13 protein-coding genes are annotated in these 14,043 nt (G+C 61.4%); 6 read left to right on the top strand and 7 right to left on the bottom strand.

Annotated features, from left to right (window positions below):
* Positions 1 to 61: 61 nt before the first annotated feature.
* Positions 62 to 550: a peptide deformylase gene (locus ABD837_RS15730; RefSeq protein WP_345056366.1), complete on the top strand. Its 489-nt coding sequence runs from the start codon at positions 62 to 64 to the stop codon at positions 548 to 550.
* Here the strand turns inward: ABD837_RS15730 and ABD837_RS15725 are convergent.
* The 3 genes from ABD837_RS15725 to ABD837_RS15715 all read right to left on the bottom strand — a co-directional run bounded on the left by ABD837_RS15725 (position 547) and on the right by ABD837_RS15715 (position 3,904).
* Positions 547 to 1,071, bottom strand: a complete 525-nt coding sequence (locus tag ABD837_RS15725; protein WP_345056364.1) for a GNAT family N-acetyltransferase — start codon at positions 1,069 to 1,071, stop codon at positions 547 to 549. The two genes, ABD837_RS15730 and ABD837_RS15725, sit on opposite strands and share 4 nt — an antisense overlap.
* 122 nt (positions 1,072 to 1,193) lie before the next feature.
* Entirely contained in the window at positions 1,194 to 2,765 is a 1,572-nt protein-coding gene (locus ABD837_RS15720; protein WP_345056362.1) for an ABC transporter permease/substrate-binding protein, read from the bottom strand.
* The gene (locus tag ABD837_RS15715; protein WP_345056360.1) at positions 2,753 to 3,904 is read right to left on the bottom strand and encodes an ABC transporter ATP-binding protein; all 1,152 of its coding nucleotides are present in this window, start codon (positions 3,902 to 3,904) and stop codon (positions 2,753 to 2,755) included. The genes ABD837_RS15720 and ABD837_RS15715 overlap by 13 nt, the downstream gene beginning before the upstream one ends.
* A gap of 87 nt (positions 3,905 to 3,991) precedes the next feature.
* On the opposite strand from ABD837_RS15715, the gene ABD837_RS15710 reads away from it, so the two are divergent.
* On the top strand, positions 3,992 to 5,104 hold the full coding sequence (locus ABD837_RS15710; RefSeq protein WP_345056358.1) for an alpha/beta fold hydrolase: 1,113 nt from the start codon (positions 3,992 to 3,994) through the stop codon (positions 5,102 to 5,104).
* 168 nt (positions 5,105 to 5,272) lie between these two features.
* Here ABD837_RS15710 and ABD837_RS15705 read toward each other — a convergent pair whose 3' ends face one another.
* Positions 5,273 to 5,629, bottom strand: coding sequence for an ASCH/PUA domain-containing protein (locus tag ABD837_RS15705; protein ID WP_345056356.1), 357 nt, complete (start codon positions 5,627 to 5,629; stop codon positions 5,273 to 5,275).
* Positions 5,630 to 5,928: 299 nt separating this feature from the next.
* Between ABD837_RS15705 and ABD837_RS15700 the strand changes: the two genes are divergently transcribed.
* From ABD837_RS15700 to ABD837_RS15685, 4 genes are all read left to right on the top strand, one after another.
* Complete coding sequence (locus ABD837_RS15700; RefSeq protein WP_345056354.1) at positions 5,929 to 6,921, top strand: DUF1028 domain-containing protein; 993 nt, start codon at positions 5,929 to 5,931, stop codon at positions 6,919 to 6,921.
* A gap of 160 nt (positions 6,922 to 7,081) precedes the next feature.
* Complete coding sequence (locus ABD837_RS15695; protein ID WP_345056352.1) at positions 7,082 to 8,749, top strand: M28 family peptidase; 1,668 nt, start codon at positions 7,082 to 7,084, stop codon at positions 8,747 to 8,749.
* 123 nt (positions 8,750 to 8,872) lie between these two features.
* A complete protein-coding gene (locus ABD837_RS15690; RefSeq protein ID WP_345056350.1) occupies positions 8,873 to 9,982 on the top strand; it encodes a glycoside hydrolase family 43 protein in 1,110 nt (369 codons plus the stop codon).
* Between the two features lie 236 nt (positions 9,983 to 10,218).
* A complete protein-coding gene (locus ABD837_RS15685) occupies positions 10,219 to 10,641 on the top strand; it encodes a BrxA/BrxB family bacilliredoxin (RefSeq protein ID WP_345056348.1) in 423 nt (140 codons plus the stop codon).
* A gap of 61 nt (positions 10,642 to 10,702) precedes the next feature.
* Here the strand turns inward: ABD837_RS15685 and ABD837_RS15680 are convergent, their stop codons facing one another.
* From ABD837_RS15680 to recQ, 3 genes are all read right to left on the bottom strand, one after another.
* On the bottom strand, positions 10,703 to 11,206 hold the full coding sequence (locus ABD837_RS15680; protein ID WP_345056346.1) for an EamA family transporter: 504 nt from the start codon (positions 11,204 to 11,206) through the stop codon (positions 10,703 to 10,705).
* Between the two features lie 88 nt (positions 11,207 to 11,294).
* Positions 11,295 to 11,432: a hypothetical protein gene (locus ABD837_RS15675; RefSeq protein WP_345056344.1), complete on the bottom strand. Its 138-nt coding sequence runs from the start codon at positions 11,430 to 11,432 to the stop codon at positions 11,295 to 11,297.
* A 159-nt stretch (positions 11,433 to 11,591) separates the two neighbouring features.
* Positions 11,592 to 13,796: a DNA helicase RecQ gene (gene recQ, locus ABD837_RS15670; protein WP_345056342.1), complete on the bottom strand. Its 2,205-nt coding sequence runs from the start codon at positions 13,794 to 13,796 to the stop codon at positions 11,592 to 11,594.
* Between the last annotated feature and the right edge of the window lie 247 nt (positions 13,797 to 14,043).

The raw sequence follows: 14,043 nt of genomic DNA, 5'->3' as shown, positions 1-14,043 counted from the left end.
GCGCCGCCGAGGCATGACGTTCTGCATTTTCAGCACAACTTTTATTCTAGATCCAACCCCCATGAAAACCCTCGCCGACATGGTGCTGCTGGGCGACCCGCGCCTCTACGAAACCTGCGCGCCCGTGACGGAAGCCGACCTGCCCCAGGTGGCCGGTTGGGTGGCCGACCTGCACAACGTGATGCAGGAAGTGCGCGCCAGATACCACTTCGGCCGGGGCATTGCCGCCCCGCAGCTCGGCGTAATGAAGTGCTTGGTTTACCTGCACCTCGACGGCCGCCCCATCGTTATGCTCAACCCCGAACTCACCGAGCTGAGCCCCGAGTTGTTCGAGATGTGGGACGACTGCATGTGTTTTCCGAACCTACTGGTGCGGGTGCAGCGGCACGTCTCCCTCACCGTGAACTACCGCGACGAGCACTGGCAGCCGCAGACCTGGACGGTGCAGGGCGCGCTCTCCGAACTGCTGCAGCACGAATGCGACCACCTCGACGGGGTGCTCTGCACCATGCGCGCGCTGGATGCGCAGTCGTTTCGCTGGCGGCCCTAGTCTAGCGCCTTTTCCAGCACCAGCAGCACCAGCGGCTGCCGTGGGATGCCGTAGCGCGGGTCGGTGGGGAAGGGCTCGGTGGCGCCGTTGAGGTGGTAGCCGCGCCGCTCGTAGTAGGCAATGAGTTCGGCGCGTACCGAAATTACCGTCATTTTACTGGTGGTGCAGTCGTGCTGGCGGCCGTAATTTTCGGCGGCTTCGAGCAGGAATTTGCCCACGCCCTGGGTTTGCAGGGTGGGGGTTACGGCCAGCATGCCGAGGTATACCAGCGGCCCGCGCACCTGCGCGTAGAAGCTGCCCACCAGTTCGTTGGCTTCATTGAGCGCCAGCAGCATAGTTGCGCCAGGCTGGGCCAGCATATCCGCTATTCCCTCTTCGTCGATGCGCTGGCCGTCGAGCAGGTCCGATTCGGTGGTCCAACCCTGGCGGGCGGTTTCGCCGCGGTAGGCGGCATTCACATGGCGGGCGAGGCGGGCCGCATCGGCAGGAGCAGCGGTGGCGAGGTGCAAGTCGGAATTCATGGGGCGAAAGTAGCGCCACTTGTCATCCTGAGCGCAGCGAAGGACCTTATCGCCTAAGAACGGTTTGCAGTAAGCTAGCGGTGCAATCGTGATAAGGTCCTTCGCTGCGCTCAGGATGACATTTACTTGCGCAAATACCCGCCCAAATCCGATACACTCCCAATCCCCAGTTCCCGGGCCTGCCGCCCGCGCATCAGCAGGGCGTAGGTATTGTTGAAACCCAGCGGCGCCAGCCACTCCAGCCCGAAGCGCCGCCGGAATTCGGCCCGCACGTACCCCAGCACTGCGGCAGGCCGCCCGCCCAGCGAGTCGACCACGGCTGCCCGGGGCTGCAGCAGCACGAGCAGCCCGGTGCCGGTGTATTCGGGGTACATATCGATGGCCCCGCTCCGCAGTGCCTCAAAGCAAATGGTGGTGCCGCCGAGGCCGGTTTTGGTTTCCACCGCCAGGTCGGTATTGCCTCGAATCAGGGCCGCGTACATCTCAGCCAGGATGTATTGCTCGGCAAAAATTTTCGAGCCCAGCTTCACCACCGGCGCGCCGGCCACGGCCGCACGCGGGGCGGCCCACAGGCCGCGCCGTCTCAAAAAGGCCTCGGCAATGGCTTTGGGTTCCTGGTGCAGGTAGTCGGCCCGGTAGTTCAAATCGGTCATTACCGAGTCGGCAATCTGGTTGTCGAGTTTCGCCAGTATCGGCCCCAGCTCGGGGTGCTCGCGCAGCAGGGCCGGGCGAATGACGGGCACGGCGTAGTAGGGCGGGAACACCCGGCGGTCGTCGCGCAGCACGCGCAGGCCGTAGGCCCGAATGCGGCCGTCGGTGCTGTAGCCGTCAATCACGTCCACGTCGGCGTGGCGGGCGGCCTCGTACACCAGCGCGGGGGCCAGCACCACGCTCGGCAGGTGCGTCAGGCCGTAGCTTTTGGTGAGGCCCGGCAGCCCGTCGGCCCGGCCCACAAACTCGGGGCTGAAGCCGGCCAGCAGCTTGCCCGTGGTGCGGGGCAGCAAATACAGCCCGCCCAGCAGCGGCAGGGCCACCAGCACGCCTGCGACCACCTGGCCCAGGCGCTTCGTGCTTAACTTTTGTACGCCGCCCAGCAGTGCATCGAACGCCAGCGCCAAGCCGGCGGCGGGCAGCGCCCCGGCCAGTATCATCACCGGGTTGTTGAGCGCGATACCGCCGAAAATGAACTCGCCCAGCCCACCGGCCGCCACGTAGGCTGCCAGCGTAGCTACCCCCACGTTTATCACTGTGGCCGTCCGGATGCCGGCCATGAGTACTGGCAGCGCGAGTGGCAGCTCCACCCGGCGCAGTACCTGCCCGTCGGTCAGGCCCAGGCCGCGGGCGGCTTCCACTACCGCTGGCGACACGCCCCGAATGCCCTCGAACGTGTTGCGGATGATGGGCAGCAGCGAATACAGAAACAGCGCGAAAATGGCGGGCTTTGGCCCAATGCCCAGCAGCGGAATCAGGAAGCCGAGCAGGGCGATGCTGGGCACCGTTTGCAGCACGCCCGCCACGCCCAGCACCGCCGGCGCCCAGCGCGGCCGGCGCGACAGAAACAGCCCCAGCGGCACGCCCAGCAGCACTCCCAGCAGCAGCGAGCCCGCCGTGAGGCCGATGTGCTGCACGGTTTGCTCGCCCAGCTTGCCCGCCTGCTCGCGCCAGAAAGTGAAGAGGGCGCTTAGCCTTTCCATGCGGCCTCCTCTCGTTGCAGGGCTTCTCCGAAAGCGGCCATCAATTGCGCCACGGTGAAGGGCAGGGTGGAAGTAGCAGCTCCGGTCAGAGCTTCCAGGGCCTCGTGTACCGTGGTATGAACAGTGAAATCGACCCTCTGACCTTCGGAATCGGTTCTCTTTGGCTCGAAATCGGAGGTTGGAGGGTCGATTATGACCTGATTTAGTCTGAATTCGGTCCTCTTTGGCTCGAATTCAGTCCCCCAGAGCTCGATTTCGGGCTTCGAAGACTTGATTTCGACCTGATTTGGCCCCGAATCGGTCCTGTTTGGCTCGAAATCGAGGGTCAGACCCTCGATTTCGAGGGTTCGACCCGCAAATACATCGCCCAAAGTCAGCGTACGCAGCTGCAAGGCCAGTTGCTCGCCCGCAAAAAAGCGGCGCACGAAGTCATTAGCGGGCCGGAACAGCAGCTCGCGCGGTGTGCCCAGCTGCTGAATGCGGCCACCGTCGAGCAGCATGATGCGGTCGGCCAACTCGAAGGCTTCGGTCACGTCGTGCGTAACGAGCACCACGGTCTTGGTTTTCAGTTCTTCCAGCTCCCGAAACTCGCGCCGGATGCTGGCCCGGGTAATGGGGTCGAGCGCCCCAAACGGCTCATCGAGCAGGATAATGGGCGGGTCGGCGGCCAGGGCCCGGGCCAGGCCCACGCGCTGCTGCTGCCCGCCCGAGAGCTGCGCCGGCAGCTGCCCGGCGTAGCGCGCCGGGGGCAGGTGCAACCGCGTGAGCAGCGCTTCGGTGCGCGCCGCGATGGCCGCAGGGGCGTGGCCCAACAGGCGCGGCACCACGGCAATATTTTCGGCCACGGTGTAGTGCGGCAACAATCCTACCTGCTGAATGACGTAGCCCATGCCGCGCCGCAGCACCTCGGGCCGCTGCTCGCGCACGTCCAAGCCGTTGATTTCGACGGTGCCGCTGTCCGGCTCAATTAGGCGGTTGAGGAGCTTGAGCAGCGTGGTTTTGCCGCAGCCGCTGGGGCCCAGCAGCACCAGCGTTTCGCCGGCCGCCACCTCAAACGATACGCCCTGCACCACGGCGTGCGGGCCGAATGACTTGCGCAGCTGCGTGGCGCGGATGACGGGCAAATCTGGCTGGGGCATAGCGGGCGGAGGGCAGCAAGGTAAACCCGGCGGGCGCTACGGAGTTATAGGCTACCGCAAACTTCTGCACGCTTACTTCCGCTGCTTATGCCGTTTCGCTACTTGCTTGCCACTGTTGGCCTGGCGCTGCTGGCCCTGGCCACCGGCCCCGCGCACGCCCAACGCTCGCCCGACCGCGCCCGGGTCCGCACGTTCACCATCGCCAGCTTCCGCACCGAAAGCGGGACCACACTGCCGCAGGCCCGCGTGGTGTACGGCACCTACGGCCACCTCAACGCCGCCCGCGACAACGCCATTTTGCTGCCCTCGCACTACCTGGCCGACCACCGCGGCTATGAGTGGCTCATCGGGCCGGGCAAGGCCCTTGATACCACCAAGGTGTTTCTGGTAGCCACCGAGCTGTTTGGCAATGGCCATTCCTCGTCGCCCAGCAACACGCCGGGGCCCTTCCATGGCCCCCGCTTTCCGGTCATGACCATCCGCGACAACGTGGCGGCTGTGCACCAGCTGCTGACGCAGGACCTCAAAATCACCCATCTGCGGGCCGTTATTGGCTTTTCGATGGGCGCGCAGCAGGCGTTTCAATGGGCCGTGAGCTACCCCGCGTTTGCCGACCGCCTCGTAGCCACCTCGGGCACAGCCAAATGCTACCCGCACGGCGTGGTGCGCCTCGAAGGCCAGATTGCGGCCCTCACCGCCGATGCTGCGTTCAACAACGGCAACTACACCTCGCCGCCCACCAAAGGCATTGAGGCCTTCGCCACCGTCTGGACGGCCTGGCTCTACTCGCAGGAATGGTGGCGCCGCGAGCTTTGGAAGGCCGACGCCAAGCCCGGCACCACCTTCGCCCAGGTGCTGCGCGAGTACCGCACCAACTTCATTCCCGGGGCCGATGCCAACGACCTCATCCTCCAAATGCGCACCTGGGAGCAGCACGACGTAGGCACCACCCCCGGCTTTGGCGGCGACGTTGAAAAGGCCCTGCGCAGCATCAGAGCGCCTATCCTGTACATGCCTTCCGAAACCGACCTCTACTTTCCAATCACCGATGCGCGCTACGAGGCCCCCTTCATCCCGGGCGTGGTGCTGAAGCCGATTCCGTCGCTCTGGGGCCACACTGCCGGGGCTGCGCCCAACCCCGTCGATGCCAAGTTTCTGAACGATAATATCCGCAGCTTCTTGGCACAGCCGCGCCGCTGAGCGGCTGGTTGTAATTTCAATAAAAATGATTCCCGCCCGTCATGCTGAGCTTGTCGAAGCATCTCTCCCGCTTCGTTGCAATCAGTATTGATTACTTGCGCGGTAGAGATGCTTCGACAAGCTCAGCATGACGGGCTTTCTCCTGAATTGACTAAGACTCTACCGCCTTTACCAGAGCCGAATATCCGTCATGCCCTTCGGAATGGGCGGCTGGCTACTGAAACCCAGCACGCACCAGTCGGCCTCCACGCCAAAGTTGCCGCCCGGCAGCACGTAGCTTACCCAGCGGGTAATGGTGCGGCCGGTGTAATCGTTGGCCTCGCGGCTGAATTCGCGCAGCAGCAAAACGTCGCCCACCTGAAAATCTTCGTTGTTGCGGCGCACGTCGAACGGCTTGTGGCCGGCCCGCACCGCCGCAAAGCAGTCGGGCCACAGCGGTAGCTCGTGGGTGTGCAAATGGGCCGGGTCGGAGGCGTGAAACTGGGGCGCGAAAGCTTCGGAAGTCGGAGTCAGGGAAGTATTCATCGGGATACGGGGGAGGGGAGGAACCTGCGCCGGGGCAGTGCTGCCGGCGCGACTGCGTGCGGCCTGGTTCGCTCGGTTACAACAAAAATTATTCACTCAAGATACGCGGCAAATAACAAGGCAAGCGGAAGTAACAGCAAGAAAATCAGCAGCGTTTCTGCGAATACGTTTGCGCTAAGCCCCCACTTGTTCTGGTGCCATAACTGCCAGGGCACCCCATGCAATTGCAGCCCCTGCGCGGCCTTACTGTCGTTGCTAGCCTACATTTAACTGTCTCGTCTCCTCATTCTCCCTCTTGCATGAAGCCTACATACCTGCTCGCGTTGCTGCTGTTCCTGTCACTGGCCCGGCCCGCCGCCGCCCAGATGTACTCCACGACTGACCCGTTTGCCCACACGTTCAGCATTGTGGCGCGCGACCCTGCTACCGGTGAAATGGCCGTGGCGGTGCAAAGCCACTGGTTTTCGGTGGGCACTTCGGTGAGTTGGGGCGAAGCCGGCGTGGGCGTGGTGGCTACCCAGTCGTTTACCAACAAATCCTTCGGCCTGCGCGGCCTGGCCCTGCTCAAAGGCGGCAAAACGGCCCAGCAGGCGCTCGATGAGCTGCTGAGCAACGACGAAGGCCGCGACGTGCGCCAGGTCGCCATTCTCGACAACCAGGGCCGCGTAGCCACTCACACCGGCAAAAAGTGCGTCGACATGGCCGGCCACCAGCAGGGCGCGCAGTTTTCGGTGCAGGCCAACATGATGCTGAACGCCAGCGTGTGGCCCGCCATGGCCAAGGCGTACGAAGCCAACGCCAAGCTGCCTCTGGCCGAGCGCGTGCTGGCGGCCCTGGATGCCGCGCAAGCCGCCGGTGGCGACGTACGCGGCCGGCAGTCGGCAGCGCTGCTCGTGGTGCGCGGCACCGCTACCGAAGGCCCCTGGGCCGACCGCCTCATCGACCTGCGCGTGGACGACAGCGCCGCCCCGCTGCCCGAGCTGCACCGTCTCCTCAGCCTCGACCGTGCCTACGACCACATGAACGCAGGCGACCTAGCCGTGGAAAAAAACGACATGCCCACCGCCATCCGCGAGTACCAGGCCGCTGAAAAAATGTTCCCCCAGAACCTGGAAATGAAGTATTGGCACGCCATTACGCTGGCTAATAAGCAGCAAGTGCCCGCCGCCTTGGCGCTGCTGAAACCCATTTTTAAGCAGGAGCCCAACTGGCGCGTCCTCACGCAGCGCCTCCCCAAAGTGGGCCTGCTTACGGTAACAGATGCTGAGCTAAAGCAAATTCTGGCGCTATAACCACAGTACGCTACAGTAAAATTGCCCGTCATGCCGGGCGCAGCCGAGGCAGCTCGCGTGGGGTAGTAATCCAATCGTTTTAATTAGTGGTGGAACGCGAGATGCCTCGGCTGCGCTCGGCATGACGTTCTTTGTGTGCGCTATAATGCTACCTCAATCAATGAAAAGAATTCTTTCCCTCGCTACTGCTTTCTTACTAAGCACCACCATCCAGGCCCAACCGAAGGTCGGCGGCAGCCAAACCCCGCTCACCGTACCCAAGCCCGTGGCTGACGCCCTCGAGCAGGTAAAGCCCGAAGCCATCAAAGCCCACATCGCCTACCTGGCCGACGACCGCCTGCTGGGCCGCAAAGCTGGCACGCCCGGTTACCAGATGGCCGTCGACTACATAACGGAACAGTTGAAAACGTTGGGCGTGCAGCCCGCCGGCGAGGCCGGTACCTTCATTCAAAAAGTGCGGTTGCGGCGCGCCTTCCTCAAGCCCGGGGCCACATTTGCAGTCCGCGAGTGGCAGGGTACTACCCTGCAACTGGTAGCGGGGCAGGACTACGTGGTGTACCCCAGCCCCGAGCTCCCCATGACCCGCGTGGCCGATGCGCCGCTGGCCTTCGCTGGCTTCGGCATCAGCGCGCCTGAGCTGGGCTACGACGATTACGCCGGCCTCGACGTGAAGGGCAAAGTGGTGGTGATTGTGCGCGGCGCGCCCCGCACGTTTGCGTCCACGGTCGCCTCGGCCAGCCAGGATTTGGCCGGGCTGCTGAAGGCCGCCATCAACCACGGCGCAGTAGGAATGATATTGGCTTCGGCCCACGCCGGCAACCTGCCCGACCTCAAAAACGGCACCTACAGCGTGCTCGGAGCCGATGGCAAAATTGCCGTGTCGCGCACATTTGCCGCCGGTAGCAAGCAGCAATTCTACGGAGCCGTGAACGCGGCGACGCTCCAGCGCTTCCTGCAAACGGCGGGGCTCGATACGACGCAGGTATTTGCCTCCATGCGCAGCGGCAAACCTTACTCGCGAGGCCTGAAAACCACCATTACCGCCACCACGCAGTCTACGTACCAGGACATTGAGAGCTACAACGTGGTGGGCAAATTCGTGGGCTCTGATGCGAAGCTGCGCAGCGAATACGTGGTGCACTCGGCCCACCTCGACCACCTCGGCGTTACGGCCCCGGTGCAGGGCGACTCCATCAACAACGGCGCGCACGACAATGCTTCGGGCGTAGCCTGCGTGCTCGAAATCGCCAGAATCTACTCCCAGCTCAAAGACAAGCCGAAGCGCACCATGCTCTTTGCGTTTATGACCGGCGAGGAGTTGGGACTGTTGGGCTCGGCGGCTTTCGCGGCTTACCCTACGGTGCCCAAGGCCGAAATTGTGGCCGACATCAACATGGACATGCCCACCATTATTGCCCCGCTGCTGAGCGTGGTGGCGCTGGGTGCCCCGCATTCTACGTTGCTCAAGCCCGTGCAACGCGCCACCGCCTACATGAACATTCCGCTCGAAAACGACCCCGAGCCCGAGCAGAACCGCTTCATCCGCAGCGACCAGTATAGCTTCGTGACGGCCGGCATTCCCGCCCTGCACCTCAAATACGGCAACAAAACCGCCGACGGCAAAAACAACCTCAGCGAAGAAGTGCAGAAGTGGCGCGCCGTAACGTACCACAAGCCCCAAGACGACATCAATGGCCGCTTCGACTTCGAGGCCGGCAAAAAGTACGTGCAGCTTTGCTTTCTGGTGGGCTACCAGGTAGCGCAGGAATCGGCCCGGCCGCAGTGGAACAAGGGCGACTTTTTGGGGATGCGCTACGGCCGGCGCTAAGCTGCCAATTTGGCCCGGCTATCGCAATCGGTTGTGGTAGTTTGGTGAGTAAATTGATTAAAAATCAATGATTTGGAGAGTGGTTTGTGCGTCTATATTTGCGCCAAATCACTCTCTTTTTTTATGCCCACCCACTTCAACTTTGCGCATTGCAAGCCGCTGCTGGTCGCGGCGGTAGCCCTGCTCGGCGCCTGCCAGTCCAACCCATCCACTACCGAAACCACTGCCGCCAGCAAGCCTGCGTTAGCCGACTCGGCCGCCGCCCAACAGCCGCTGTCGCAGCCATTGGTGAAGGACATTTACACCGCCGACCCGTCGGCGCACGTTTTCGCCGGCAAAATTTATATTTACCCTTCACACGACATCGAAGCCGGCATTCCGGAGAATGACAAAGGCGACCATTTCGCCATGCGTGACTACCACATCCTGTCGATGGACAGCGTGAACGGCCCCGTAACGGACCACGGCGTGGCGCTCGATACCAAGGACATTCCCTGGGCTGGCCGCCAACTGTGGGCCCCCGATGCCGCCTTCAAAAATGACACCTACTACCTCTACTTTCCGGTGAAGGACAAGCAGGACGTTTTCCGCATCGGCGTAGCCACCAGTACCTCGCCCAGCGGCCCGTTCAAGGCCGAAGCCACGCCCATGGCTGGCAGCTTCAGCATCGACCCGGCCGTGTTTCAGGACGCCGATGGTAAGGCCTTCCTGTATTTCGGTGGCCTCTGGGGCGGCCAGCTGCAGCGCTGGCAAACTGGTACGTACGACGCCAACGCCGCCGAAAAAGAGCCCAGTACCGCCGTACCCGCTCTCAATGCCCGCGTCGGCAAACTCTCGGCCGACATGAAGCAGTTCGACGGCCCCGTGCAGGAACTGAAAATTCTGGACGAAGCCGGCAAGCCCCTGCTGGCCAACGACACCAAGCGGCGCTTCTTCGAGGGTGGCTGGCTGCACAAGTACCAGGGCAAATACTACTTCTCGTACTCGACCGGCGATACCCACCTGCTGGTGTACGCCGTGGGGGACAAGCCCACCGGTCCCTTCACCTACCAGGGCGTCATCATGGAGCCCGTGCAGGGCTGGACGACGCACCACTCCATCGTTGAGGTGAAGGGCAAGTGGTACATCTTCTACCACGACACGCAGCTCTCGGGCAAAACATGGCTGCGCAACATTAAAGTAACGGAGCTGAAACGCCGTGCCGATGGCAGCATCGAGACGATTGTGCCGTAATGCACTGCTCAATAGTGAAATAGAAAGAACGTCATGCTGAGCGCAGCCGAAGCATCTCGCGTGCAGCAGTAAATCAATCGCTGCAACGATGCGAGCGAGATGCTTCGGCTACGCTCAGCATGACGTTCTTTTAGTTAGACCAGCACCCCGAAACTTTCCCCTGCTCCTAATGCTTTAAGGATTCGTACTTTTGCAGCCGCACGCGGCCTCGCCGCTTTTTAATAATACCTACGACAATGTCAGTTTATCCCGAATACATGGTGGCGCCCATCCGCCAGGACCTTACCGAAGTGGGCTTCGAGCAGCTGATGACCCCCGAGGAGGTTGATTCCGCTCTTGCCTCGAACGAGGGCACCGTGCTGGTGGCCGTGAACTCGGTGTGCGGCTGCGCCGCCGCCAAGGCCCGCCCGGCTCTGAAAATGGCCCTCGCCAGCGCCGACAAAAAGCCCGGCAAACTCGTTACCGTGTTCGCCGGTATGGAAACCGATGCTGTGGCTAAAATGCGCGAGCACCTGCTTCCGTATCCTCCCTCATCGCCTTGCATCGCCCTGTTCAAAGACGGCGAACTGGTGCACATGATTGAGCGCTACCACATCGAAGGCTCCGACGCCATGCGCATCGTGAACAACCTGCAAGGCGCTTTCGAAGAGTATTGCTAGGTTTTAAAATGGTCAATTATTAGTGATGAATGGTGAACGATTGACCGTCAACCACTGACCATTAACTATTTATTCCCGATTCATAAATGGTCGTTCCGCTGGCGGGGCGGCCATTTTTGTTGTTGGCCTCTTCCTGCTTGGCCGCGGGCTTGGTGGTGGCAATGAGGATGGCCCCAGCCGCCATTAAGGCTGTGCCTAATACCACCTGCCACGTTAGCTTCTCCTTGAGGAAGACGGCCGCCATCGTCACCGAAAACACCAGCGTGATGTTGGTGAGCGGCGACACCCGCGAAGCATCGCCCATCGAAAGAGCCCGAAACACCAGCAGCGACGAAGCGGCCGTAAGCACGCCGGCTACCACCAGCACCAACCAGGTTTTGCGCTCAATCTTACCAATTTCGGGCAGCAAATCCTGCAATAGCACCGTACCCCAGGCCACCGCCAGAATCAGCACCGCTTCGATGGCGAACACCAGGCTGGGCGGTACATCTTTAATTGCGGCTTTCGACAAGGTAACAACCGAAGCCGAGGCCAGGGCGGCCAGCAACGCAAGAACTATCCACATGAGCGAGCGGGAAAACACCCACCTACGGCAGGCAAACGAGTACGCTTTGGCGTACGCGACCTAGCTATTAGGGTTGGCCGTCGGCTTCCTACCGCGACACCACTTTAAATTTGGTGCGGCAGCTGAACTTGCGGCCGGCTTCGGTGTCGTTGTAGGGCTCGGTAGCGCCGTAGCCGGTGGCAGTGAGACGCTCGGCTTTGATTTTGTGCGCCACGAGGTAGGTCATAATCGCCTGTACCCGGCTGGCTCAGAGCCGGCCTTTTTGCACCGACGTTCCCAAGGCTGCATGGCCACCGCAAGTTTCAGCCATTCCAGCCCACAAAAAAGCCCCCGCAACGAAATTGCAGGGGCTCATTAACTGGAAAATTCTGAGAACGGGCGCGCCTTAGTTGGCCACTTCGCTCAGGAATTTCACGCGTACCAGGCGCAGCTCTTCCTCGGTGAAGTCATCGCCGAGCTCCTTCATCGCCACGGCAATGTTGTCGGTACTGGCCGACATGAAGTAATCGTAAATCTCGTCGCGCACTTCCTCTTCCACCATCTCCTCCAGGTAGTAGTCGATGTTGAGGCGGGTACCCGAGTAGCAGATGTGTTCGATTTCCTCCATCAGCTCGCCCATCGTGATGCCCTTGGAAGAGGCAATGTCCTCCAACATCATCTTCTTGTCAATCTGCTGAATGACGTAGATTTTGATTTTGGAGCGGTTCACGGCCGACTTCACCACCACGTCCTCGGCGGTTTCGATGTCGTTGTCTTCCACGTACTTCTTGATGGCGGCCACGAAGGGCGCACCAAACTTCTGGGCCTTGCCCTGGCCCACGCCCGACACGTGCGTGAGGTCGTGCAGCGAAGTGGGATAGGTGGTGGCCATCTCCTTCAGGCTCGGGTCCTGGAAGAGGACGTAGGGCGGCAGGTTTTTCTGCTTGGCTACCTGCTTGCGCAGCTCTTTGAGCTGGGTGAACAGCGCCTCGTCGTGGCCGGCGGCTTGCATCTCCTCCACCTTTTCCTCGTCGGCCTTCTGCTCCTCGTCGAAGTTATGGTCGCGGGTGAGCGTGATGGCATACGGGTTTTCGATGAAGTTCATGCCCTTGTCGGTGATGCGCACCAGGCCCAGGCTGTCAATGTCCTTCTCCAAAAAGGTGTTCAGCAAGCACTGGCGCAGCACCGAGTGCCAGAACTGCGCGTCGCCCAGCTCTTTGCCCTGCCCGTAAATCGGCAGCGCGTTGTGCGCGTAGCTTTCGATGTGCGGGTTGTTGAGGCCCAGCAGCACTTGCCCAATGTGGTTCAGGTTGAAGCGCGCTTCGGTTTGCACCACGGCGCGCAGGGCCATGCCCACGGCTGCTTCGCCTTCAAACCGTTCCTTGGGGTGCTTGCAGTTGTCGCAGAAGCCGCAGTCCTGCTCTAGCACCTCGCCAAAGTAGTGCAGCAGCTGGCGACGCCGGCACACCGACGACTCGGCGTAGTTCGTCATCTCGGCCAGCAGCTGGTGGGCGTTGTCGCGCTCGGTCACGGGCTTGTCCTTGCTGAACTTCTCCAGCTTGAGAATGTCATCGTAGCTGTAGAACATCAGGCAGTTGCCTTCCAGGCCGTCGCGGCCGCCGCGGCCGGTTTCCTGGTAGTAGCCCTCAATGGATTTGGGCGCGTCGTAGTGCACCACGAAGCGCACGTCGGGCTTGTCGATGCCCATGCCGAAGGCAATGGTGGCCACAATTACGTCGCACTCCTCGTTTAGAAACGCGTCCTGGTTGTCGATGCGTACCTGCTGGTCGAGGCCGGCGTGGTAGGGCCGGGCGCGCACGTCGTTCACGCGCAGCAGCTCGGCAATTTCCTCCACTTTCTTGCGGCTCAGGCAGTAAATGATGCCGGCCTTGCCCTTGTGCTGCTTCACGTACTGAATCAGCTGCTTTTTGGTGTTGTGCTTGGCGCGCACCTCGTAGTAAAGGTTGGTGCGGTTGAAGCTGGTTTTGAACACCGAGGCGTCGTCCATCTGCAGGTTTTTCTGGATGTCCAGCTGCACTTTGGGCGTGGCCGTGGCCGTGAGGGCAATAATGGGCACGTTACCGCCCAGGTTGTCGATGATGCCGCGAATCTTGCGGTACTCGGGGCGGAAATCGTGGCCCCACTCCGAAATGCAGTGGGCCTCGTCAATCGCCACAAAGCTGATGGTGGATTTCAGCAGGAAGTCGATGGTATCGTCCTTGGTGAGGCTTTCCGGGGCCACGTACAGCAGGCGCACCTCGCCGCTTATCACGTCCCGCTGCACCCGCTTCATCTCGGTTTTGGTCAGAGTCGAATTGTAGACCTGCGCGTTCACACCAAAAGCCCCCAGCTGGTCAACCTGATTTTTCATCAAGGCAATGAGGGGCGAAATAACGATGGCCGTGCCCGGCACCACCAGGGCCGGCAGCTGGTAGCAGAGGCTCTTGCCCGCGCCGGTGGGCATAATCACAAACGTGTTGTGCCCGGCAAGTACGTTTTGAATAACAGCCTCTTGGGTCCCCCGAAACTGGCCGTAGCCGAATACTTCCTTTAGTGTATGTTTCAAATCGGCCGTGAGGACCGGGGCTTCTTGGAGGGCAACTGAAGACATGAGATATAGGCGCTGGTGAAAAGCGGACCGGTTCGCGGTTCATAACGAAGATAAGCAATGACGCATATTTTCCGCATGAAAAAAGACGTTTTTCGTGAATTGTGGAAAACAATTTTGTCATATTGCTATGTCGGTGGAAGGTCAGGCAAGTGCAGCGCCGGTACCCAGAGTTGGGTAAGGTTTGCAGCGGGCGAGTTGGCTGGCCCGAATCTCCAAATCCTGTTTGGACGCTACAAATTGTCCTGGA

Origin of the sequence: Hymenobacter glaciei (assembly GCF_039539585.1) — a bacterium.
Lineage (GTDB): Bacteria > Bacteroidota > Bacteroidia > Cytophagales > Hymenobacteraceae > Hymenobacter > Hymenobacter glaciei.
Note: the sequence above shows the minus strand (reverse complement) of the source record. Positions and strands in the feature narration are given on the sequence as shown.